General features: G+C 48.3%; 19 protein-coding genes. 9 read left to right on the forward strand and 10 right to left on the reverse strand.

Going from position 1 to position 22,602, the window contains the following annotated elements; genetic code table 11:
- Positions 1–114: 114 nt before the first annotated feature.
- The 8 genes from hrpA (at position 115) to N7386_RS10040 (ending at position 11,027) form a co-directional block, all read left to right on the forward strand.
- On the forward strand, positions 115–3,996 hold the full coding sequence (hrpA, locus tag N7386_RS10005; protein ID WP_279768245.1) for an ATP-dependent RNA helicase HrpA: 3,882 nt from the start codon (positions 115–117) through the stop codon (positions 3,994–3,996).
- A gap of 711 nt (positions 3,997–4,707) precedes the next feature.
- Positions 4,708–4,866 carry a nitrate reductase gene (locus tag N7386_RS10010; protein WP_011716898.1) on the forward strand — a complete coding sequence of 53 codons (159 nt, stop codon included), beginning with the start codon at positions 4,708–4,710 and terminating at the stop codon, positions 4,864–4,866.
- A 44-nt stretch (positions 4,867–4,910) separates the two neighbouring features.
- Complete coding sequence (locus tag N7386_RS10015) at positions 4,911–5,168, forward strand: chaperone NapD (protein ID WP_011716899.1); 258 nt, start codon at positions 4,911–4,913, stop codon at positions 5,166–5,168.
- Positions 5,169–5,170: 2 nt separating this feature from the next.
- Positions 5,171–7,660 carry a nitrate reductase catalytic subunit NapA gene (gene napA / locus N7386_RS10020; RefSeq protein ID WP_279771007.1) on the forward strand — a complete coding sequence of 830 codons (2,490 nt, stop codon included), beginning with the start codon at positions 5,171–5,173 and terminating at the stop codon, positions 7,658–7,660.
- 10 nt (positions 7,661–7,670) lie between these two features.
- On the forward strand, positions 7,671–8,156 hold the full coding sequence (locus N7386_RS10025; protein WP_279768248.1) for a nitrate reductase cytochrome c-type subunit: 486 nt from the start codon (positions 7,671–7,673) through the stop codon (positions 8,154–8,156).
- Positions 8,157–8,164: 8 nt separating this feature from the next.
- Positions 8,165–8,752, forward strand: a complete 588-nt coding sequence (locus N7386_RS10030; RefSeq protein WP_011626281.1) for a cytochrome c3 family protein — start codon at positions 8,165–8,167, stop codon at positions 8,750–8,752.
- Positions 8,753–9,204: 452 nt separating this feature from the next.
- Positions 9,205–10,533: a DUF4062 domain-containing protein gene (locus N7386_RS10035; protein ID WP_126513058.1), complete on the forward strand. Its 1,329-nt coding sequence runs from the start codon at positions 9,205–9,207 to the stop codon at positions 10,531–10,533.
- 71 nt (positions 10,534–10,604) lie between these two features.
- Positions 10,605–11,027, forward strand: coding sequence for a GNAT family N-acetyltransferase (locus tag N7386_RS10040; protein ID WP_126513059.1), 423 nt, complete (start codon positions 10,605–10,607; stop codon positions 11,025–11,027).
- 372 nt (positions 11,028–11,399) lie between these two features.
- Here the strand turns inward: N7386_RS10040 and N7386_RS10045 are convergent, their stop codons facing one another.
- The 9 genes from N7386_RS10045 to N7386_RS10085 form a co-directional block, all read right to left on the reverse strand.
- Positions 11,400–11,636 carry a DUF2897 family protein gene (locus N7386_RS10045; RefSeq protein ID WP_086903492.1) on the reverse strand — a complete coding sequence of 79 codons (237 nt, stop codon included), beginning with the start codon at positions 11,634–11,636 and terminating at the stop codon, positions 11,400–11,402.
- A 28-nt stretch (positions 11,637–11,664) separates the two neighbouring features.
- The gene (gene kdsB / locus N7386_RS10050; RefSeq protein WP_011622622.1) at positions 11,665–12,402 is read right to left on the reverse strand and encodes an 8-amino-3,8-dideoxy-manno-octulosonate cytidylyltransferase KdsB; all 738 of its coding nucleotides are present in this window, start codon (positions 12,400–12,402) and stop codon (positions 11,665–11,667) included.
- An 82-nt stretch (positions 12,403–12,484) separates the two neighbouring features.
- Positions 12,485–13,555, reverse strand: coding sequence for a 3-deoxy-alpha-D-manno-octulosonate 8-oxidase KdnB (kdnB, locus tag N7386_RS10055; protein ID WP_011716905.1), 1,071 nt, complete (start codon positions 13,553–13,555; stop codon positions 12,485–12,487).
- Positions 13,556–13,574: 19 nt separating this feature from the next.
- Positions 13,575–14,762, reverse strand: a complete 1,188-nt coding sequence (kdnA, locus tag N7386_RS10060; protein ID WP_011716906.1) for an 8-amino-3,8-dideoxy-alpha-D-manno-octulosonate transaminase KdnA — start codon at positions 14,760–14,762, stop codon at positions 13,575–13,577.
- 416 nt (positions 14,763–15,178) lie between these two features.
- Positions 15,179–15,784, reverse strand: coding sequence for a carbonate dehydratase (gene can / locus N7386_RS10065; RefSeq protein WP_089067888.1), 606 nt, complete (start codon positions 15,782–15,784; stop codon positions 15,179–15,181).
- 153 nt (positions 15,785–15,937) lie between these two features.
- On the reverse strand, positions 15,938–16,768 hold the full coding sequence (locus tag N7386_RS10070) for an alpha/beta fold hydrolase (RefSeq protein ID WP_279768255.1): 831 nt from the start codon (positions 16,766–16,768) through the stop codon (positions 15,938–15,940).
- Positions 16,769–16,833: 65 nt separating this feature from the next.
- Complete coding sequence (locus N7386_RS10075) at positions 16,834–17,634, reverse strand: M15 family metallopeptidase (protein ID WP_279768258.1); 801 nt, start codon at positions 17,632–17,634, stop codon at positions 16,834–16,836.
- Entirely contained in the window at positions 17,628–18,773 is a 1,146-nt protein-coding gene (dapE, locus tag N7386_RS10080; RefSeq protein WP_279768261.1) for a succinyl-diaminopimelate desuccinylase, read from the reverse strand. The genes N7386_RS10075 and dapE overlap by 7 nt, the downstream gene beginning before the upstream one ends.
- Positions 18,770–19,174, reverse strand: coding sequence for an ArsC family reductase (locus N7386_RS10085; protein ID WP_011626269.1), 405 nt, complete (start codon positions 19,172–19,174; stop codon positions 18,770–18,772). The genes dapE and N7386_RS10085 overlap by 4 nt, the downstream gene beginning before the upstream one ends.
- A gap of 172 nt (positions 19,175–19,346) precedes the next feature.
- Between N7386_RS10085 and N7386_RS10090 the strand changes: the two genes are divergently transcribed.
- On the forward strand, positions 19,347–19,523 hold the full coding sequence (locus N7386_RS10090; RefSeq protein ID WP_198134665.1) for a hypothetical protein: 177 nt from the start codon (positions 19,347–19,349) through the stop codon (positions 19,521–19,523).
- 85 nt (positions 19,524–19,608) lie between these two features.
- Here the strand turns inward: N7386_RS10090 and N7386_RS10095 are convergent, their stop codons facing one another.
- Positions 19,609–22,281 carry a TonB-dependent receptor gene (locus N7386_RS10095; protein WP_279768268.1) on the reverse strand — a complete coding sequence of 891 codons (2,673 nt, stop codon included), beginning with the start codon at positions 22,279–22,281 and terminating at the stop codon, positions 19,609–19,611.
- Positions 22,282–22,602 lie beyond the last annotated feature (321 nt).

Genomic DNA, 22,602 nt, shown 5'->3' on the forward strand with positions numbered 1-22,602 from the left:
GCCTTTCAAAAGGTGATTAATTTGCCTATTTTTCATCCTTTTGAGGCCAAATTAGTCGTACCAATACATCCCGTTCCTTGCTAGGATCGCTGTTTTCGATGCTAGCAATGGAATTTGGTTTTGAACTCTGACAAACATCCGTTATCGAGCGACTTTCTCAAGCAGTGCTTTCAAAGTGATGCCTCGCGGATCCGCCGCCGTTTATTTAAGCTCAATGAAGAAGTCGATTCTGATAAGAAAACCCAAGAGTTAGCCAAACTTGCAGAGCAGGCGCAAGCAGCGTTCGAAAAGGTCGAGCAGCGCCTTAAGGCGCGCCCGAAAATCCAATATCCAGATAATCTGCCCGTTAGCGGCATGCGCGAAGAGATCGCTAAAGCCATCAGTGAAAACCAAGTGGTGATCATTGCGGGTGAAACCGGTTCAGGTAAAACCACTCAGCTCCCGAAAATCTGTTTAGAACTGGGCCTTGGTAGTCGCGGCTTTATTGGTCATACCCAGCCGCGGCGATTAGCGGCGCGTAGCGTGGCGACACGTGTTGCTGAAGAATTACAAAGTCCGCTCGGCGAAGTGGTGGGCTTTAAGGTGCGTTTTGCCGATGCCTTAAAGAGCGAATCCTATATCAAGCTGATGACTGACGGGATTTTACTGGCGGAGCTCACCTCGGATCGCTATTTAGATCAATACGATACTATCATTATCGACGAGGCGCACGAGCGCAGCCTCAACATCGATTTTATCTTGGGTTACCTCAAGCAAATTCTGAAAAAACGCCCCGATCTTAAGATTATCATCACCTCGGCGACTATCGATGTTGAGCGTTTTTCTAAGCATTTCAATAATGCACCTATTATCGAAGTTTCTGGCCGGACGTATCCGGTGGAAACCCGTTATCGCCCGTTGGTGCAAGATACCGAAGCGGATCTCGACCAAATCGAAGGGATTTTTGCTGCCGTTGACGAATTAGTCGCCGAAGGCTTGGGCGATATTCTGATCTTTATGAACGGCGAGCGCGAAATTCGTGATACCGCCGAGCAGCTTAACCGTCGCAATTACCGCGATACCGAGATTTTGCCGCTGTATGCGCGCCTCTCCTACGGCGAGCAGTCCAAGGTATTCAGCAGCCATACTGGGCGTCGCATCGTGCTTGCCACTAACGTGGCGGAAACATCGCTCACCGTCCCTGGTATTCGTTATGTTATTGACCCAGGCACAGCGCGGATCAGCCGTTACAGTTATCGCACTAAGGTGCAGCGCCTGCCCATCGAGCCCATTTCACAGGCCAGTGCCAATCAGCGTCAAGGCCGCTGCGGCCGTGTTGGCCCGGGTATTTGTATTCGTTTATACGATGAGGCGGATTTTAACAGTCGTCCCGCGTTTACCGATCCCGAAATCCTACGCACCAACTTAGCCTCGGTTATTTTGCAGATGCTCGCCATCGGCCTTGGCGATATTGCGGCGTTCCCCTTTATTGAGCCGCCCGATCCGCGCCATATTCGCGATGGCTTCTTACTGCTTGAGGAATTGCAAGCCGTTAAGCAGCAGAAGGGCAATATCGTGTTAACGCCGCTTGGGCGTCAGTTATCGCAGATCCCGGTGGATCCGCGTTTAGCGCGTATGGTGGTGGAGAGTCATCAGCTGGGCTGCTTGCAGGAAGTGTTAGTGATTGCCGCGGGTCTGTCGATTCAAGATCCCCGCGAGCGTCCCATGGATAAAAAGCAGGCGTCCGATGAGGCCCATCGCCGTTTTGCCGATCCCCATTCAGATTTTGTCAGTTGGGTGAACCTATGGCAGCACTTAAAAGAGCAGCAAAAGGAATTATCCGCCAGCCAGTTCCGTAAAAAATGCCGCGACGAGTACTTAGCCTACCTGCGTGTGCGCGAATGGCAGGATTTATATACTCAGCTAAAACAAGCGGTTCACGATTTAAAGTGGCGCTTAAACGAGACGCCAACCAACTACGATGCGCTGCACCGTGCGCTGTTATCTGGCCTGCTGAGTCATATCGGCTTTAAGGACAATAACAACGAATATTTAGGTGCACGCAATCGTAAGTTTTTTGTGTTCCCAGGTTCACCGCTGGCGAAAAAAGGCCCGAAATGGATCATGGCGGCGGAGCTTACCGAAACCTCTAAGCTGTTTGCGCGCTGCTGCGCCAAAATTGAACCAGAGTGGCTCGAGCCGTTAGCGGCGCATCTGATTAAAAAGAATCACCTCGAGCCGCATTTTGAGGCAAAACAGGGCAGTGTCATTGCCTTTGAAAACCAAGTGCTTTACGGTTTGACCGTGGTGCATCGCCGCCGCGTGCAATACGGGCCGATTAATCCTGTTGAAGCGCGGGAAATTTTTATCCGTAGCGCGCTCGCCGAAGGGCAATTACAAACCAAAGAAGCCTTCTTTATCGCTAACCAAAAGCTATTAGAGGATGTCGAAGCGCTCGAGCACAAGTCCCGTCGCCGCGATATTTTGGTCGATGAACAAGTGTTGATGGACTTTTACGAGCCGCGCATTCCCGAAGGCATCTATAACGCGCCTAAGTTCTTTAGCTGGTGGAAAGAAGCGCGCCGAACTCAACCCGATTTACTCGATTTTAATAAGTCACTATTGATGCAGCGCAGTGCCGATCATATCTCGGCGCTCGATTTCCCCGACACTTGGCACAAGGGCAATATTCGCTTGCAACTGAGTTATCACTTTGATCCTGCAGCGAGTGATGATGGCGTTTCTGTGCATATTCCAGTGGCACTACTCAATCAAATCGATGATACGGATTTCGATTGGCTGGTGGCGGGGATGCGTGAGGAGAAATGCGTCGCCCTGATTAAGTCTTTGCCTAAAGGACTAAGACGTAACTTTGTGCCTGCGCCCGATTATGCCCGAGCCTGCGTGCAAGCAATGCAGCCCTTTAGCGCCAGTTTACTCGACGCCATGTGCAAACAGCTTTTGCGTATGAGTGGCACCCGCGTCAATCCTGAAGATTTTGATGTCACGCAGATGCCCGCGCATTTGCAAATGAACTTTAAGATTGAGGACGACAAGGGCAAATTAGTCGCACAGGGGCGGGTACTCGATACCTTAAAGGCCGAGTTACAGGGCGTGGTCGCTAAGGCGATTCGTCAAGTAGCGGATAAGGGCATTGAGAAAGAAGCGCTCACCGAGTGGTCCTTTGGCGACTTACCAAAACAATTTGAACAGCGTAAGGGCAACTATCAAGTGCGGGCTTTCCCCGCGCTGATTGATAATAAAGACTCAGTTGCCATCAAATTATTTGATGATGAATTTGAGGCGCAGGCGGCGCATCGTCAGGGGCTTCGTCGTCTGCTGTTGCTCAACATTCCATCGCCAGTAAAACACCTGCAACAGGCTCTGCCGAACAAGGCAAAGCTGGCAATGTATTTCAATCCATTTGGCCAAGTGCAAATTCTGATTGATGACATCATTGCCGCAGCCGTGCAGCAATTGCTTGATGAAAAGGCGCTGGATGTACGCGATGCCACTCAGTTCGAACAGGCCAAGGATTGGGTACGCCAAGAGCTGAATCCAACGGCTGAGCAAATCGCCCTAAAAGTGGAGCAGATTTTGACGCTCTATCAGGGCATTAAAAAGCGGACTAAGGGTAAAATTAGCTTAGATATCGCTTTTGCGATGAGTGATATTCAAAGCCAATTAGACCAATTAGTGTTTAAGGGATTCGTCGAAGCCTGTGGTTGGAATCGCTTAGCGGATGTGGCGCGTTACCTAAAGGCGATTGAAACCCGTATCGATAAGTTGCCTGTGGATCCGACCCGTGACCGTTTGCATATGCAGAGTATCACTAAAGTGCAGGAGGCCTTAGCGGCGCAACTTGCCAAAGTGCCGCGCTCACAGCCCGTACCTGCGGCACTGATTGAAGCCCGTTGGATGATTGAAGAGTATCGGGTGTCTTGCTTTGCACAGGCGCTGGGAACGGCTTATCCCATCTCGGAGAAGCGTATCTTAAACCATATCCTGCTGAGTTAATGATGTTGATACATTACGGATTGAATCTGTAGATTCAGTGAGTTGAGCGTAACGCGTCATCTTTAGCATTAAAAGCCGAACCTTTGGGTTCGGCTTTTTTATTGTTCATTTTCACCTAACTACCATTAGCCACGACAGACTTGCCCCTTACTGCATAGATTTTCGCTATGGGCTATCAGGCTAACCCCAAAGGGCAAAGTCGGTGGCGAGTAAATTGGCCCTAATGGCGATATTAAAAACCTCAAATTTGCGTGGTCAGTTAGCCAATACGGTAGGGGATTTGGCTGTCTCTTGAGTGAGTTAACACTTTGACGAAGATGTTAAGCCGATTTTGCCGTGGATAATCGGTAATTTGTGCCTTCCTTTACCATCCCCTAATACTCCTTAAGGAATATTTTGTTTAAATCTTGTGCGCTTTACTTGCTGAGCGCCTATATTTTTTCCATGCTTTAGCAATTGGTTAATAAAAAAATATAACCAATCAATCGATTTACAATCTAAAAAAACGCTTAAAAACCATGATCTAACTAAATCTATCGCCAAATTGATGATCTGGATCAAGCATCAAAGGGTTTACCGATTTGGAGGTATACAGTTTGTTAACACCTTAACGCTATGATCATTTCGTGGATCAAAGATGTAATTGAGATACCTATAAATCCTGCATTGGTCAGAGCAATCCATCACAGGAACGAACCTCTTGGAGGACGCATGAGTGCTAACAGCGCAGCAGAAAAATCCTTAGAACTGAAAATTTTTATCTTTTTAACCGTATTTCTCGCCCCCCTCTTATCCGTGTTGTTGGTGAGTGGATTGGGATTTGCCATATGGTTTAGCCAAATCTTCACCGGCCCACCGGGTGCAGGTTGAGGCCTAAAGAACAATAACAACAGCATGAATAAGCGGAGTGTCGGATGAGCAAAGAGCTTCATATCACGAGTCTAGTGGTGCAAGTCATGCCACAAAAAATGGCGGATGTTAGGCAACACATTATGGCGATTGAAAATGCCGAACTCTCTGTCAATAACGAAGTGAAACTCGTCGTCGTACTTGAAGGTGACTCCCAACGTGCCTTGATGGACGGTATCGAACAGATTAATGCCATTCCTGGCGTCTTGTCCGCCACTATGGTTTACCACCAGAGTGAAGAGCTCGAAGAGGGTGAAGAATGAACATGAATAGACGTGACTTTATCAAAGCCAATGCGGTGATTGCTGCAGCGGGCGCCGCAGGCTTAGCGCTGCCGGCATCGGCGAGCAATTTAATCACCAGCTCAGAACAAACCAAATTAGAGTGGAACAAAGCCCCATGCCGCTTCTGTGGTACGGGCTGCTCTGTGATTGTCGCGACCCGCGAGGGCAAAGTGGTTGCCACCCACGGCGATGCAAACAGTGAAGTGAACCGCGGTCTTAACTGTATTAAAGGTTACTTCCTGTCGAAAATTATGTACGGCAGCGATCGTTTGACTACGCCAATGCTGAGAATGACCGACGGCAAGTATGACAAGCACGGTGAGTTTACCCCCATCAGCTGGGACAGTGCCTTCGATATCATGGCGCAAAAATGGAAAGAAACCTTAAAAGCCAAAGGCCCGACTGCAGTTGGGATGTTTGGCTCGGGTCAGTGGACCGTTTGGGAAGGCTATGCCGCGGTTAAATTGATGAAGGCAGGCTTTGGTTCTAACAACATCGACCCGAATGCGCGCCACTGTATGGCGTCAGCCGTTGTCGGTTTTATGCGTACCTTCGGTATCGATGAGCCTATGGGCTGTTACGATGATATGGAAGCGGCCGATGCCTTTGTGCTTTGGGGCTCCAACATGGCCGAAATGCACCCGATTTTATGGACTCGAGTGACTGACCGTCGTTTAAGCGCATCCCATGTGAAGGTGGCAGTTCTCTCGACGTTTGAGCATCGCTCCTTCGATCTCGCGGATTTACCGATAGTATTTACGCCACAAACCGACTTAGCCATCCTAAACTTTATCGCCAACTACATCATTCAAAACGATAAAGTGAACTGGGACTTTGTGAAGAAGCACGTGAACTTCCACCAAGGTACCACGGATATCGGCTATGGTTTACGTCCAACCCATCCGCTGGAGCAGAAAGCCAAAAACGTGAAAACGGCAGGGGATTCGACTCCGATTGATTTCGATACCTTTAAGGCTTTTGTCGCCGAATATACGGTGGAGAAGGTCAGCAAGATGTCGGGCGTGCCTGAGGCTAAACTTATCGAGTTAGCCAAACTCTATGCCGATCCCGAGACTAAAGTCACGTCCTTCTGGACCATGGGCTTTAACCAACATACCCGCGGTGTGTGGTGTAACAACCTGATTTATAACATCCACTTACTGACAGGTAAGATTTCGACTCCCGGTAACAGCCCATTCTCGTTAACCGGTCAGCCTTCTGCCTGTGGTACGGCTCGCGAAGTGGGAACCTTCTCACACCGTTTACCTGCCGACATGGTGGTAACAAACCCAGAGCATAGAAAACACGCCGAAGAAATTTGGAAGATCCCCAGTGGCATTATTCCGCCAAAACCCGGTTATCACGCCGTCGAGCAAAACCGCCGCTTAAAAGATGGCGACTTGAACTGCTACTGGGTGCAAGTGAACAACAATATGCAGGCGGGGCCGAACATCAACGAGGAAGGCTTACCAGGCTATCGTAATCCTGCCAACTTTATTGTGGTATCCGATGCGTATCCCACAGTCACGACTCAGGCTGCGGACTTAATTCTGCCAACCGCCATGTGGGTTGAGAAAGAGGGCGCCTATGGTAATGCCGAGCGTCGTACTCAATTCTGGCATCAAATGGTGCAGGCGCCGGGCGAATCCCACTCGGATCTGTGGCAGTTGATGGAGTTTTCTAAGCGCTTTACGACCGACGAAGTCTGGTCGAAGGAAGTCTTAGCGGCGAATCCACAATTTAAGGGCAAAACCTTATTTGAAGTGCTGTACAAAAACGGCAATGTCGATAAGTTCCCGCTGGCCGATACCGATCCTAAGTATTTGAACAACGAGGCGAAACACTTTGGCTTCTATGTCCAAAAAGGCCTGTTTGAAGAATACGCCACCTTTGGCCGTGGCCATGGTCACGATTTAGCACCTTTCGATGCCTACCACGAAGCCCATGGTATTCGCTGGCCGGTGGTCGATGGTAAAGAAACCAAATGGCGTTTCCGTGAGGGCAGCGATCCTTATGTCAAACCTGGATCAGGCTTTGAGTTCTACGGTAAACCCGATGGCCGCGCAGTGATTTATGCCTTGCCCTTCGAGCCGCCTGCAGAGTCGCCAGACACCGAATACGATATGTGGTTATCCACCGGACGGGTGCTCGAGCATTGGCACTCAGGTTCGATGACTCAACGCGTGCCAGAGCTTTACCGTGCCTTCCCGGATGCCGTGTGTTTTATGCACCCAGAAGATGCGAAAAAACGCGGTTTACGCCGTGGTGACGAAGTGCGCGTGGTGTCTCGCCGCGGTGAAATCAAAACCCGTGTCGAAACCCGTGGCCGCAACAAACCGCCTGTGGGACTCGTGTTCGTACCTTGGTTCGATGCCAGTCAGCTCATTAACAAAGTCACCTTGGATGCGACAGACCCACTGTCAAAACAAACCGACTTTAAGAAATGCGCCGTGAAAATCGTCAAGGTATAAGGAGTACAGGATGAAAACATTCAAATTAGTCTCAGCATTCAGTGTGCTTGCCTTCTCCACCCTGATGATGCCCAGCGTGACTGCGGCGAGCATTCCAGAGGACAGAATTGATACTTTGCGCCAAGCGCCAATCAACGTTGAGCCTACTCCGCCCGCGATGCAGGCGGTGCTGAACAAAGATATCAAAGAGATGCGTAACTACCCGATGCAGCCACCGGTGATCCCGCACAAGATCGACGGCTATCAGCTCGATCTTAAGGTCAACAAGTGCATGTCATGCCATGCTAGACACCGCACGGGGGATTCCCAAGCGCCTATGGTCAGCGTGACTCACTATATGGATAGGGATAACAACTTCTTAGCCGAGCTTTCGCCAAGACGTTACTTCTGCACTCAGTGCCATGTGCCGCAACTGGATGCCAAATTACTGGTCGAGAACGACTTTGTGGATATGGATCATCTGATTAAAGCCAACACTGAGCAGAAAACACACTAGGAGTCAGCATGTTAGATAAACTCAAAAAGATCTGGCAAGTTCTCAATCGTCCGAGTGTGCACTATAGTTTAGGGTTTTTAACCTTAGGTGGCTTTGTGGCGGGGGTGATCTTCTGGGGGGGCTTTAACACCGCGCTTGAAGCCACCAACAAAGAAGCCTTCTGTATCGGTTGCCACGAAATGGAAAATAACGTCTATCAAGAGTTACAGTCGACTATCCATTTCACGAACCGCAGTGGTGTGCGTGCGACTTGTCCTGACTGCCACGTACCGCACAACTGGACCGATAAGATTGCCCGTAAGATGCAGGCATCGAAAGAAGTGTGGGGTAAAGTGTTTGGTACCATCAATACCCGCGAAAAGTTTGAGAACAAACGTCGCGAGCTGGCCGAACATGAATGGGAACGGTTAAAGGCAAACGACTCGCTCGAGTGCCGTAACTGCCATAACTTTACCTACATGGACTTTACCAGACAGTCACCACGCGCCGCCCAGATGCACTCGACATCCTTGGCCAGTGGTGAGAAAACCTGTATCGATTGTCATAAAGGGATTGCTCACCATCTTCCCGATATGGCAGGGGTTGAAGGCTTCTAAACTCGAGTCATATTCCATCTCCAGCCAAAGGCCAAGTGCTCTCCACACTTGGCCTTTTTTATGGCGTAGATAAATCCGTATGTGGCATAGGCGGGATTTAGTTCGCTATCGCCTTTTCGGACTTGTTTCAGCCCCAAAATGAGTTAACAAATTGTCTGTGGTGCATTCGAAAGTAGATTATCTCACCTAAAAATTTTCATCCTATCTTCTTGCGTGTTCTCACATTTTTATAAGTAAATGCCTTTTAAATCAGTTATCTATAAATTCATGGATTAGATAATAGGTTTGGAAAACGCGCATGCGCGTTTTTCCAGATGGTATATTTAACAGAGTGCTGATAAGTTCTTTGCATACAGATAGTTAATTGTTCACGTTTTCACTGGTCCAATGTGCTAAACGCTCATGTGCACTAAAAAATGTTATAGCGGTCGTTGAAATATCTAGGAGTAGCCTTGAAATCAATAAAGTATCAAGTTTTCTTAAGCTCAACTTACTCTGATTTAGCAGAAGAACGGGAAAGTATCATTAAGGCTATCTTGGAGATGTACCATATACCCATCGGCATGGAGATGTTCAGTGCTGAAGATGAAGATCAATGGGAAATAATTAGAAGAACCATAGAGGTGAGCGACTATTACGTTCTTGTTTTGGGTCTGAGATATGGGTCAAAAACATCTGAAGGAATTAGTTTTACTCAAAAGGAATATGAGTATGCACTAGACAAAAATATACCGATCCTTGCATTTGTGATGAAAGACACCGTGTCCTTGTCAAGGGATAAGCGGGATGATGATCTCTCAGAAATCAATAAATTTAGGGAGTTGGTTTTAACCAACTCAAAAATGGCCCAATTTTGGGAAACAAAAGATCAGCTTATAAAAAGTGTTTCGATTTCATTAATGAAACAGATTATGCAAAAACCTGGCATAGGGTGGATTAGAGGAGATAAGGCCCATGCCGATGAGGCTCTTTCTAAGGAACTGACGGCTCTTAGCAAGGAGAACAGAGAGCTCAGAGAAAGAGTGATGGATCTTGAGTCAAAAATATCATCTAAGCTTCCGGCTATGGGAATCGATATAGTACCCCCGGCTATTGATGAACACTTCAATTCATATAGAACGACTCAAATGCCTGAGCCATTGAGATTCGATAGTATTGAGGCGCATCTGCTAGAGTTTGTTTCAGAGCAAGACATTGAAAAATACAATAACTCTATCCCTAGTCAGCAGGATTTAGAAGATTACAACAAGAAGTGTGAAACGCTTTATAAGATTAAAAATTATTCTTCTGCGCTGGTCATAGATGTCGCCAATAACGGTTCCGCTAAAGCAAGCAATGTGTATGTAGATATCGAGTTTCCAGAGGGGATTCTTATCTACGAAACTGGTGAAAAACATAGTGAGCCGAAAAGCCCTATCCCAATTAATCCAATAAAACGCGCTCAAGCAAAATACGTAGAGCAATTGAATGCTAAAGCCACTGCGTTATCAGGTTTACATTCTAGGTTTGGTCTCGGAAATGAATTGATGGGCCTTACAAATTTAGTTCGTCCCGAATTTGATTTTCCGAATATCCACCCTATTAATCAACGTTGGTGGACAAAGTTGGAAGGAAGAAAAATCACGATAAAGATCGATAGCCTGCTTCATACAAGACACATGACGTTCGATGATGAGTATATGGTAGTCCCTCTAATAGAGGGAAAGCATACGGTTGTCGTTCGTGTAATCTGTGAAGAGTACGATGAAATAGTAAACACGGTTGTTGAGCTCAATATCTGAGGAAAATGCTATAACAAAGCGCTACTGTCGGACCAATTTACAGCAGAGCGCGACGTTAGGAGACTAGATCGGTGGTTACATTTAGACCAGCTAAGGATTTAGCAAAAGCAGCATATTTTACTCTGTCGAATATGCTGCCATATTATGCACAATACGCTGTAGATTGGGATGAAGCTCAGATTGAGCAAATGACACAAGATCTTGTGAACTTTGATATTTTATTTGAAGAAAAGCTTGTTGGTGTTGTTAGATTATCTTTTGACATTGAAGCGTGCTGGTTACGAGATTTGCAAGTGGATCAGAGTTACCAGAATCGTGGGATTGGCTCAATCGCTATTGCTGAGGCGGAACGTCTGGCTAAAGAGCATGGTTCTCACATTTTGAAGCTTAAAGTGTTTAAAAATAGCCCTGCCGTTCATTTGTATAAGAGACAAGGGTTTGGTTTAACAAGTGAAGATGATCGGTTTTACTACATGAGCCGTGCCGTCTGCTAATCATCAAATTTTATCGCCAGCAAAAAGCGCTGGCGACGATGTCAACCCACTGCGCGGCTTTACTCGCTAAATGTGGGCGTTAACCCATAGACATTTTTACTCGAAACTCACCTGATACAGCTGACGTCCTGACACGCTTTTTTGCCTTTCCACGCGGTCTTGCTTCGATTTGTATAAAACTTCAATACATGAGGCTGTTCTTTTCCTGACGCATTTTAGTGGCGAGTATTATTCTTGATAATTCAATACTTCATCTTTGCTGTGAAAGATTGGGCGTATACGCCAAGCTATACCGAAACATTATTTCTCACCCACAAAAAAGGCGCTATTGCGCCTTTTTGATGGATAAATCAGAGGAGTAAAGCGATTCGCTTAGGGTTTATCTTGCTCAACTTGGGTTGATTTATCACGATTTTCAATCGCCGTATCCGCAGACTTATCGGCATCGGGTGAGGAATTCGCGCGATTATCGGTCTTTAACTGCTTTTCTTTATCGTGCTGACCAAACTGTGGCAGTTTGAATTTGGCACTGTATTTCAGTGCGGCAAGATTGCTGGCAATCACACCCACCACCAAAATAATAATGATCCACACTTCTAAGCTCGACATGACAACTCCTTATTGAGCAACGCCCTGATTAATCAACGGCTAAACGCTGCTCACACTTACGAATATCTTCCGGCGTGTCAACTTCGATTGAGTCGAAGGCGCTGATGGCGACTTTGATCTTATGGCCATGTTCTAGGGCACGTAGCTGCTCTAATTTTTCCAGATCTTCGAGACGACCTAAGGGGAGGGCGGCGAAGGCTTGCACGAATCTGCGGGTGTAAGCATACACGCCTAAGTGCTTGTAAACTGGATAATCTTTGGTATCGCGCCCGAAGGGAATACGTGCGCGGGAGAAATACAGCGCGTAGTAGTCGTTATCGAACACCATCTTCACATGCATAGGATCGTCGAGCTCGGCTTTGTTGACAATTTCATAGCCGAGGGTCGCCATTTCAAACTCGCCTGGATGGCGTTCGAAGAGGCTGATCACTTGCTCGATGGAAGTGGGGTCGATTAGGGGTTGGTCGCCTTGAAGGTTGATGACTAAATCGTCATCCTTCAAACCTAATTGGTTAATCGCATCATTGATACGGTCTGTGCCCGATGCCGCATCAGGGCTGGTCATGACCACTTTGCCACCGAAGCCTTCTACGGCGCTTTTGATACGCTCATCATCGGTTGCAACATAAATATTGGTGAGGCCTTTGGCTAACGACGCGCGTTCGTACACGTGTTGGATCATCGGCTTGCCGTTAATCGGGGCTAAGGGCTTGCCCGGGAAGCGGCTTGAACCGTAACGCGCCGGGATTAACAGAGTCACATTCATTAAATTATCCTAATTTATCAAAGATATGCAGTGTAGATAGACAAAAGGGCTCACAACGAGCCCTTGTCATCTGCTTGAGAGCTTAAATGCGACGGAACAGGGCAGTCAACATTTCGTCAGTGACTTTCTCTTCCCATGTTGGGCCGTACACGTTTGCCCATAATGGACCCATGCTCTTAGTCACGGCAACCATTTTCGCGATGGTTTCATCTGGCAGATCTTTACAGATGTTCTTCGGCAGAGTGATGTTGTGCTTCTTCATCATCAGACGGAATTCAGCTACACCTTCTGGGTAGAATTCTTCTAACACGTCGAAGGCGATACAGTTACCGATACCATGGTGGTAGCCGAGGATGTAAGACAGACCATAAGATACCGCGTGGCATGCACCTACTTGGCTGTAAGCGATACTCATTCCGCCCATAAATGACGCCATCATCAGCTTGTCGTCTTTTTCTGGGTGATCTTCTAAGTACACTTGGCGGCAAAGCTCCATGGCTTTTTCGGCGTATGACTTAGAGAATTCGTTTAAGAAGGTACCTTCTAATGATTCAACGCAGTGGATATAGCAATCCATACCTGTGTAGAACCATTGGTCAGTTTCAACACCTTCGATTAACTCAGAGTCCATGATGATTTGGTCAAACACTGTGTAATCTGAGTTCAGACCCAGTTTACGCACTGGACCACACAATACTGCGGTGCGTGACGCTTCAGCACCCGTACCTGAAATCGTTGGAATACCAATGTGGTGAACCGCTGGATTTTTGATTAAATCCCAACCTTGGTACATGGCAGAGCCGCCTGGGTTGGTCAGCATCAGTGATACCGCTTTTGCGACGTCCATGGTTGAACCGCCACCTAAACCGACGACGCTAACCGGTTGTTTGCCGTTGAAGGCTTGAACTTGCTCGGTCAGGGTGTCGATTTGCACTGTGCTTGGCTCATCATCTACGTTAACCCAAATCAGTAAGTCTTGGGCTTTCACTGGGATGCGTGCTTCGAGTGGTTTGCCTTGGTGAACGTCATCGACTAAAAATACCACGAAGTCATCGTCGGCCTTACGCTGTGCAGCTAATACTTCGTCTAATTGTGCGAAGGAGCCACGACCGAAGATCATCTTTTCAACTACTTTAAAATTTTTAAAACTCATTGCAAAAACTCCCGTTTAATTATTGGGCAAATGCTTTCTTAATGTTTTCAATACGCTCGGCAATCTGAGCATCGGTCCAAGACAATTTAATGAGCATGGAAATAGTGCGGCTCATAATGGCATCAGATTTCGGCACAGAAATTTGAGTATAGTCAGGTCTGTCGGCGATTAATGTGATTGGCAACGCAGCAGGGGCCTTAAGCTCCTGAATGTGTTTCCAGTTTTTCAGATAATGCCAGTTGTTCACGTACCAGTAGAAGCAACCGTCAACGCCATTCTCAGCCAGTTTTTTGCTGATCTCTTGGGTACGTGCTTCTGTTGGTAACATAAAGCTTAAGAAGCCAGCTGAATCACCCTCTGGATCGGGGATTTCGCGGAAGCTGACTTCAGGAATGCTCGCCATCGCTTCTTTAATGACTTTTTTGTTTTTACGTTGAATGTCGATAATGGTATCGAGTTTACGTAACTGGGCTAAACCTAAGGCCGCGTTCATTTCAGAGATACGGAAGTTCAGACCCATAATTGGGTGTGACTCGGCGCCACGGTCTTTACCAATATGGTCATGGCCGTGATCGGAGAACATATGGGCGTGATCGTAGATTTCGGTGTTATTGGTGATCACCGCGCCGCCTTCACCACAGGTGATGGTTTTAACAGAATCGAAAGAGTAACAACCTACATCACCGATAGTACCTAGGGCTTGGCCCTTGTAGCTGCCGCCAATGGCTTGGCAAGCATCTTCTAACAATACGATGTTGTGTTTAGCGCACACGGCTTTGATTTCGTCCATCTTGGCCATAGAGCCACACATGTGTACTAAGTTCACTGCTTTAGTGCGTGGGGTGATCGCCGCTTCAATGCCTTCTGGTGATAGACACAGTGTCTCGTCGATTTCGGCAAAAATTGGCACAGCACCGGCCATGAAAATCGCTTCTACAGAAGCAACAAAGGTAAAAGGTGGCACGATAACTTCGTCGCCAGCACCAATGCCTGCCGCCATTAAGGCTGTTTGCAGCGCAGCAGTACCGCTAGATAAGAGGTGAGCATGCTTAACATTCATTTTCTCGCAGAGCAGTTGCTCCATATCGCGAGTCTTCCAGCGATCATTACGCATATGGTCGAAGTTATAACGGAAGGTAAAGCCGTGCTCCATCACATCGGCGACTTCTTGCTTTTCTTCTGGACCAAATAATTCAAAACCGGGCATGGAAGGTATCTCCTTAGAATTTGTGGCGCATGGTCGCGCTGCAATTAACTGGCGGATTATAACTGGGCTAAAGATCCCTTGCGATGTTTTATTGATGAAAATAAGGTCATGTTGACGTTTCGAGCTTAGATTTTGCTCACTTAACACTGTGTTATTGCATGTGTTCGTGCTTGTTAGCCTTTGCGAGCCGTTGTATTAGGGCATGCGAGTCCATTAAGCGAGGTGCAGCTCGAGGTTTAGCCGATGGGTTGAGATGAACTGCGCCATTCAGAGCCAATGGGGCGAGTGTGGAAGTACCTTGGCAACAAGTTAAATTAGGCGGATGGAGCTTGTATGTGGCGTGCATAGATATTGGCATGCATTAAAACAAAAAACCTGCACGGGGCAGGTTTTTGGCGTGTTTCACTCAAACCGATTTAAATCTTTTGCGCGCGATCGACAGTCACATCAAGGTCGGTTAACAGACCATTATCGATACCGTAAATCCAACCGTGGATCGCCAGTTCTTGGCCGCGAGCCCAAGCTTCCTGCACGATAGTGCTGCTGGTGACGTTAGAAACCTGTTCAATTACGTTGAGTTCACACAGACGGTCGAAACGCTTGGCATCATCCATTTGCATTAATTCATCTTGATGAAGACGGTAAACATCACGTAAATGACCGAGCCAGTTGTCGATAAGCCCTAAGCGTTGATTCCCCATGGCGGCACGTACACCACCACAGCCATAGTGTCCTACCACCATAATGTGCTTCACCTTAAGTACATCAATGGCGTATTGCAGAACAGATAGGCAGTTAAGATCGGTGTGGATCACCATGTTGGCAATATTGCGGTGAACGAAGACTTCGCCCGGCATTAAATCGATGATTTGGTTTGAAGGTACTCGGCTGTCGGAACAACCAATCCAAAGATATTCAGGGTTCTGCTGTTTCGCCAGCTGTTCAAAAAAATCAGGGTGCTCTTGGCGAATGCGTCCGGCCCAGCGACGGTTGTTATCGAATAAGGGTTTGAGTAGTTTCATTTTAACCTATTGTTTTATTGACATATTAAAATGTCTTTATTGCCCTAAGTGATGCAAGCAGCACATTTTTAGCAAGAGTATACCAGTAAATTTACGCTTGCTGGTCTATCCAATGTGCCGCAGTTGGGTGGCACCTTGCTGATACGGGCGCTGTTACAATACCTTCGCTAAAAACTGAGTTAAATGCTCAGTGACAAACTCGGCTTGCTCTAGGCTGGAAATATGCCCTGCGTTAGGAATATGCACTAACTGACTGCCGTCGATGGCATCGCTCATCAGGTAACTCTCTAGCACGCTGCGGGCCTTGTCTTCAACCCCGACCATGACTAAACAGGGCAGAGTTAATTGCTCGGCAAATTCCATCGTATCGCGGCGGCCAAAAATCATTCGGCCAAGCTTAACTATGCTCGGGATCGTCTCTGGCGTTTGCGCGGCCAAGTAGGCCTCAAAACGCTGCACTAATTCGGGATTATTCGCTTTGGCATTATCGGCGAAAAACAGTGGCGAAATGGCGCTGATAAGCGGCGCAGGTATGCTGCCGGCGGCTTGGATCGTGTCCAGCATGCCATAATATTTAGCACGGGTGATCTCTGGCTCAAACCCAATAAAACTGTCGAGCATCACCAGAGCATTGACGCGCGCGGGGGCTTTAAGCACGAGCTCGGCGCCCCACATGGCACCCACGGATAAACCGATAACCGCAAATTGCTCGATGTTGAGGCTATCCATCAGAGTCAGCATATGCTCGCTGATGTCTAAGAGGCTGTTGCAGCTTTCTGGGACGGCGCCCGATTGGCCGTGTCCCCAGAGTTCGGGCACGATGCAGCGATACTGTTGACTTAAGCTGGCAATTTGCGGCGCCCACATGGCGCTATCCCAGAGGTAACTGTGGCCAAATAACAGCGCTGGGCCTGAACCTATATCGAGGTAACTGAGTTGGCTACCGGCGATGTTGAGTTGTTTTCTGTGTGAAGAAAAATCCATAAAACCTACTTTTAAAGATAAGCGCCGAGTAAAAGGCGCCATCGAGTTGTGCGAATGGCGACACCTTAAGGCTGTGCAATTCGATGTACATATTCCGCCACAAGCACAGGTAAACGGGCGAGCACCGCTTCTTTAAGCAACATATCGCTGCGCTGGATAACCTGCGCTAAGGCCTGCACCTCAAATTGGGGTAACAGGGTTTGAGACACGGGGAAATAGCTGATATGCCAAGGCTCGGCGCTGACGGCGCTTTTACCGCGCTGAAAAGGAAAATAAAACCCAAAATCCTTGGCGTGCTGGAGTAGCCACTGGTGCAAGTGGGCACAAGGGCCGCCATCAGTGTATTCCGCTTCCACTAATCGCAGGGATTTCACCTCGATTTGCTTGGCATCAAACACATCGATATCCGTGCCCCAGTGATGGCGTGACGCGCCTGGCAGTGCCGACCAGAGCAAAATCAAATCGACTAATGCATCATCGCTCAGTGGACTGATATCCACGGGCTGTTCGTTAATATCCAGCACAACACGCTTACCGCTGGCTTTGGCGTTCCAAATGGCGAGTTGCCTGTCAAAAGGACGATAGGCCGAGCAAATCGCGAGGGCTATCCCATCTTTGGCGGCGCTGTCCGCCATCGCCTTAAAGGCGAGGGCGGTTTGAGCCTCCAGCATGAAGCGTGTTTCGCTCGGGTGATGGGGACTCAGCAGTTCGACTAATTGCAGTCTCTGCGCTGACTCTTGGGTTACAGCAGCGGATAAGTCGGTATGTAAGCCCGTGTCTAAACTGCTTGCTATCCCACTCTCTATTCCACTTTCTATTCCATAGAGCTGGGCTGTGTTCCTTAAGCGTGGCGTGGCGTTTAACACAGCAACTGTTCCAAAATCACTTCGTAGCACAGGGCTAACTGCTCGAGATCGTCGATTTTCACGCACTCGTTCACTTTATGGATAGTGGCGTTCACTGGACCGAGTTCCAACACTTTGGCGCCCGTTGGTGCAATAAAGCGTCCATCAGAGGTGCCGCCCGTGGTTTGCGGATCGGTATCATAGCCAGTGATCTGACGTATAGCATGGCGAGTCGCGTCTAACAGTGGGCCTTCGCCGGTTAAAAATGGCAGACCGTTGAAGGTCCAGCTGATGTCATAATCCAGTTCGTGGGCGGTCAATAAGGCCTCCACGCGCTCGATTAATATCTCGGCGGTCACTTCGGTCGAATAACGGAAGTTAAACATCACCTCTAGGGTGCCTGGGATCACGTTCGATGCGCCCGTACCGCCATTAATATTGGCGATTTGCATGCTGGTGGGCGGGAAGAATTCGTTGCCATTATCCCAATGGGTTTGGCTTAACTCGGCTAAAAACGGCGCGGCTTTGTGGATTGGGTTATCCGCAAGGTGCGGATAGGCCACATGGCCCTGAATGCCCTTAACGGTCAAGTTGGCGGTCAGGCTGCCACGGCGTCCATTTTTGACCACATCACCGAGTTTTAGGGTCGATGAGGGTTCGCCCACCAGCGCCCAAGTGATTTTTTCATTGCGGGCTTCTAGGGTGTCGATAACCCGTGTGGTGCCATTGATAAAGGGGCCTTCTTCATCGCTGGTGATCAAAAACGCAATCGAGCCGGGGTGATTTGGGTGCTTAGCCACAAAACGCTCGGTCGCGACGATCATCGCCGCCAATGAGCCTTTCATGTCTGCCGCGCCGCGGCCATAGAGGTAACCGTCGATAATGGTTGGCTCAAAAGGTGGGGTATGCCAGCGGCTTAAATCGCCTGCGGGCACTACATCGGTATGGCCAGCAAAACAAAATACTGGGCCTTCATTACCGCGACGCGCCCACATATTGGTGGTGTCTTCAAAGACCATGGGCTCAATATTAAAGCCAATGGCGGCAAGACGTGCGGCCATCAGGGTTTGGCAGCCTTCATCCAGCGGGGTGACCGAAGGACGGGCGATTAACGCTTTAGTCAGTTCGGTAACTGGGTGGGTGTTCGAAGCGTGCGTCATAGGGAAAAGGCCTTCTTATATTCGGCTTCGTTAAAGCCCACCAGCACTTGTTCACCCACCACTAGCACTGGGCGCTTGATCAGCGTCGGGTGAGTGAGCATCAGTTGAATGGCTTTGGCTTGGTCGATATTGGCCTTATCTGCATCACTCAAGGCGCGAAAACTGGTACTGCGTTTGTTAAAGACAGTTTCCCATCCTGCAATTTGACACCAATGCTGAAGATCCTTTTCTGCTAATCCATCTTCCCTAAAGTCATGGAAGTTGACCGAAAGTTGATGGGTTTCAATCCATTTACGTGCTTTACGCACTGTATCGCAATTTTTAATACCAAAAAGGGTCAAGATGATGCTCCTATCGCGGGGCGCCGTTGGCACGCATTGATTTTGCTCGCATTGTGGCATTGTGCGTTAGATGCCACAAGGGGGTTATCGTATTGTATGGTCATCAATTGCAGCCGATGCAGCCAATGGCAAAAGGATTTTTTAGCACAAGCGCTTAAGCGTCACTTAAGTATTGGCTTCTAGCCTAAGTATTGAACCTGAGCATTGAGCCTAAATCGACAAGGGGATCGCTATGAATATCAGTGCAAGCAGCCCAATGTTAGCGCATAGCTATGCTGCCAACCGTTCATCTTCACCCACTGCGTTACCCGCTCAACCTGCACCAGCCAAAGTGGAAGAGGTGAGCGAGTCCGCCAAAGAGCGCGCCCGTGAGGCGAGTCAAGGCGAATCGATTGATACCTACGCGTAACTGAGTGTGAAGCCAATAGATAAAAGCCGAGCAGTTGCTCGGCTTTGTGTTTGAGGAAGCAATACTAATCAAAACATGAGGTTGATTAGAAGTTCATCTCTACCGCTAAATAATATTCACGCCCAACAACGTTGTAGTAAGAACGTGGATAGTGCGGCCAAGAGTTTTGGGTTTCATCAATCTCAGGGCCTGCATCGAAGATATTATTAATCCCGCCGGAGAACTTAATCGCATCGGTTAACATATAGCTGGCGGCCCAGTTCACTTCGACATGGCTATCGATAGTGACGGCATATTTATCCGCTAACCCATTGTTAATGAATGCCTCTTTACGCTGGCCATTCATGCTGTCGGTGTACTTGACCAGCAGGTTGGTAGCGAAGTCATCGTAGTTCCAACCCAGATTTAAGTTACCACGGATTTGCGGGGCAGAGCCGTCACCATCGATCAGATCTAAAGGCTCTGAATCTGGGGTTAATTGCTCCTCCCACTTCAATAAATAGGTGCCTTCTAAGCGGGCGGTGACATCGCCGTAGCCTGAAGTCTCATAGCGATAGCCCACCGAGAAGTCGATACCCGAAGTTTCTTGGGATGACATGTTGATGGCTTGAGTATTCACTTGAATTAACTTGCCGCTTGCATCGCGGAAAATCTTATCGGCGAAGGCATCAGAGTGATCCAAGATATACTGGGCGCTTGGGCTATTGACTAGGTTATCGATTTCAACAATCCAGTAGTCCAAGGTTAAATTGAGATCGTTATAATCCCACACAATGCCGAGGTTATAGTTTTTACCGGTTTCCGCTTCAAGTTCTGGGTTTGCACCGATAGTAATTGGCAGTGAGTCAATCTTCTCACAGGCAGGGCCCGTGCCACCCGCGGCCTCACAGGTTGGAGTGTCGATCACTGTGCTATAGGCTGCCGTTGGTTCACCAAATAAGCGCTGCATGTCTGGCGCTCGGAAGGTTTCTGCATACAGACCGCGTAACAACAGATTATCAATCGGGCGATACTCGACTGCGACTTGTGGGCTGAATTGACCGCCGACATCGGATAAATCGTCATAGTAGTCGTAACGGCCCGCAAGGGTGACGGTGAGGTTTTCAATCACAGGCACGGCGACTTCGGCATAACCTGCATATTGCTCACGTTCACCTTGGGCGCTGCTGCCGCCTTTGCCAATCACGCCACCATTGCTGGTGAAGCTATCGGACTTATCGTAGAACCATTCTTTACCGTATTCGACGCCCACGGCATAAGCCACTGTGCCTGCTGGTAATTCAAAGGCATCGCCACTGATCCCCGCGTTGAAGCTCGATAGGGTAGATTGCCCCTTCTTACCACCTTGGAAATCCAGCATTGCGGCATCGTCCGGTGAAATCACATCCAGCAGCGAATTGCCGTTTGTGCCTGCGGTGAGGTAATTCCACATGCTTTGGTAGGTGGGTGAACCTGCGGTGGTGGAGTCTACCGTTTGGCGCGCAATCGACCACGAGGTGTCGTACTCGATTGAATCGGTGAGGTAACCTTTGCTGCCTAATAAGAAGGAGAAGTTATTGGTCTCAAAATCAGAGGTGCGTGGACCTAACTCCGACATACGGCGAGTGTAGTAATAGTCCCCATCGGCAGCGCCGGCAAAATCTCCGCCGAAGGCGGTATTTTTATCGAAGACTTGAGATAACCCATTGAGTTCATCAACAATAGTGACGTTATTGCCCGATACGTTGAACATAAAATCTTCGCCGACCGTTGCCGATTCAATCTCAGTGTAGGTCGAGGCATGGGTGTAATCGAGGCGCGAATACAGCTGATGATTGTCGTTTAAGTCTTTGGTGAGGTTGATCATGGTTGAATAGCGTTTTTGCTCAGGCGAAAAGTCGCGCTGTGCGGAGCGATCGAACCCACACTTACCATTGGCCATCATCACATAGCCGCGCGCATCACATTCTGCGGCGCTTAAGGTCTTGAGTAATTTACCATTGCTATCCACAAGGTTGGCGCCATAGGAGCTGTAGCTGGAATAGTAGTTACCCGGAACAATATCGGTCCCCCATTCAGGACGATCCGAGGCTTTTAACGCTTGGCGATCTTCATATTCGGCGAAGAAGGTCAGGTTCGCTTTATCACTGCTGACACCCGTCATAAAGGAGAACTGGTTATTTTGCAGACCACCATCGAAGGTATCAGAGTGACGGTATTTGAAGGTGCTTTGTTCAACGTCTTTTTTCAAGATGATGTTAATTACACCGCCCATCGCATCTGAGCCGTAAATTGCCGAGGCGCCCGTGGTTAAAATCTCGATGCGTTCAATGGCCCCTAACGGAATGTTAGCGGTATCGACAAAGCTGTCTGTACCACCAGCACCAAACGGATATTTAGGCACACGTTTGCCATTGATTAATGTCAGTACGCGGCCAGCGCCCACACCACGCAGGTTGACGGCCGATGCCGCTGGAGTAAAGCCGTGCACTTCCTGCTGGGTCATCGACCCACCGGAGTTTTGCGACAGGTTACCTAACACGTCTTGCACTGAGTTAAAGCCGCCTTTTTCGATATCTGCTGCGCTCACCACCACGATAGGGGAGGCATTTTCAAGATCGGTACGTTTAATACGTGAACCCGTGACTTCGATACGCTCCACTTTATCATCGATAACGGCCGCTTCATCGGCGGCAAATACTTGCGGTGTCACCGAGGCGGAGACCAAAGCGAGTAAACTAAAACGAACCGCACGTGCCACGGTTGTTTGCGTAGTCATATTTTCATTCCCTTAACAATGCCATGACGATCAGGAAGGGTTTCATCACGGCTTATATTTATTTGCAACTGCCCTCCATAGTCGGAAAATTATCATTAACAACTTTAATATCAACAGCTTAATTGTTGTTCGTATGCTGTCTAAATGTTGTGTTTGTAAAAGCGAGGAGGCTAATTAAGTGCGAGGGGAAATAAAGAATGACGGCACGGTATGCGCTATGGCGTGGTTGTATCTCAATGTAACGAAACATTGTCTTTACAATGTCAATTTATATCCTAGGTATTTAGTTTGATTGAGTTTTAGATTCTGTGAGCTGAATCA

The sequence above is a fragment of the Shewanella sp. GD04112 genome (genome assembly GCF_029835735.1).
Lineage (GTDB): Bacteria > Pseudomonadota > Gammaproteobacteria > Enterobacterales > Shewanellaceae > Shewanella.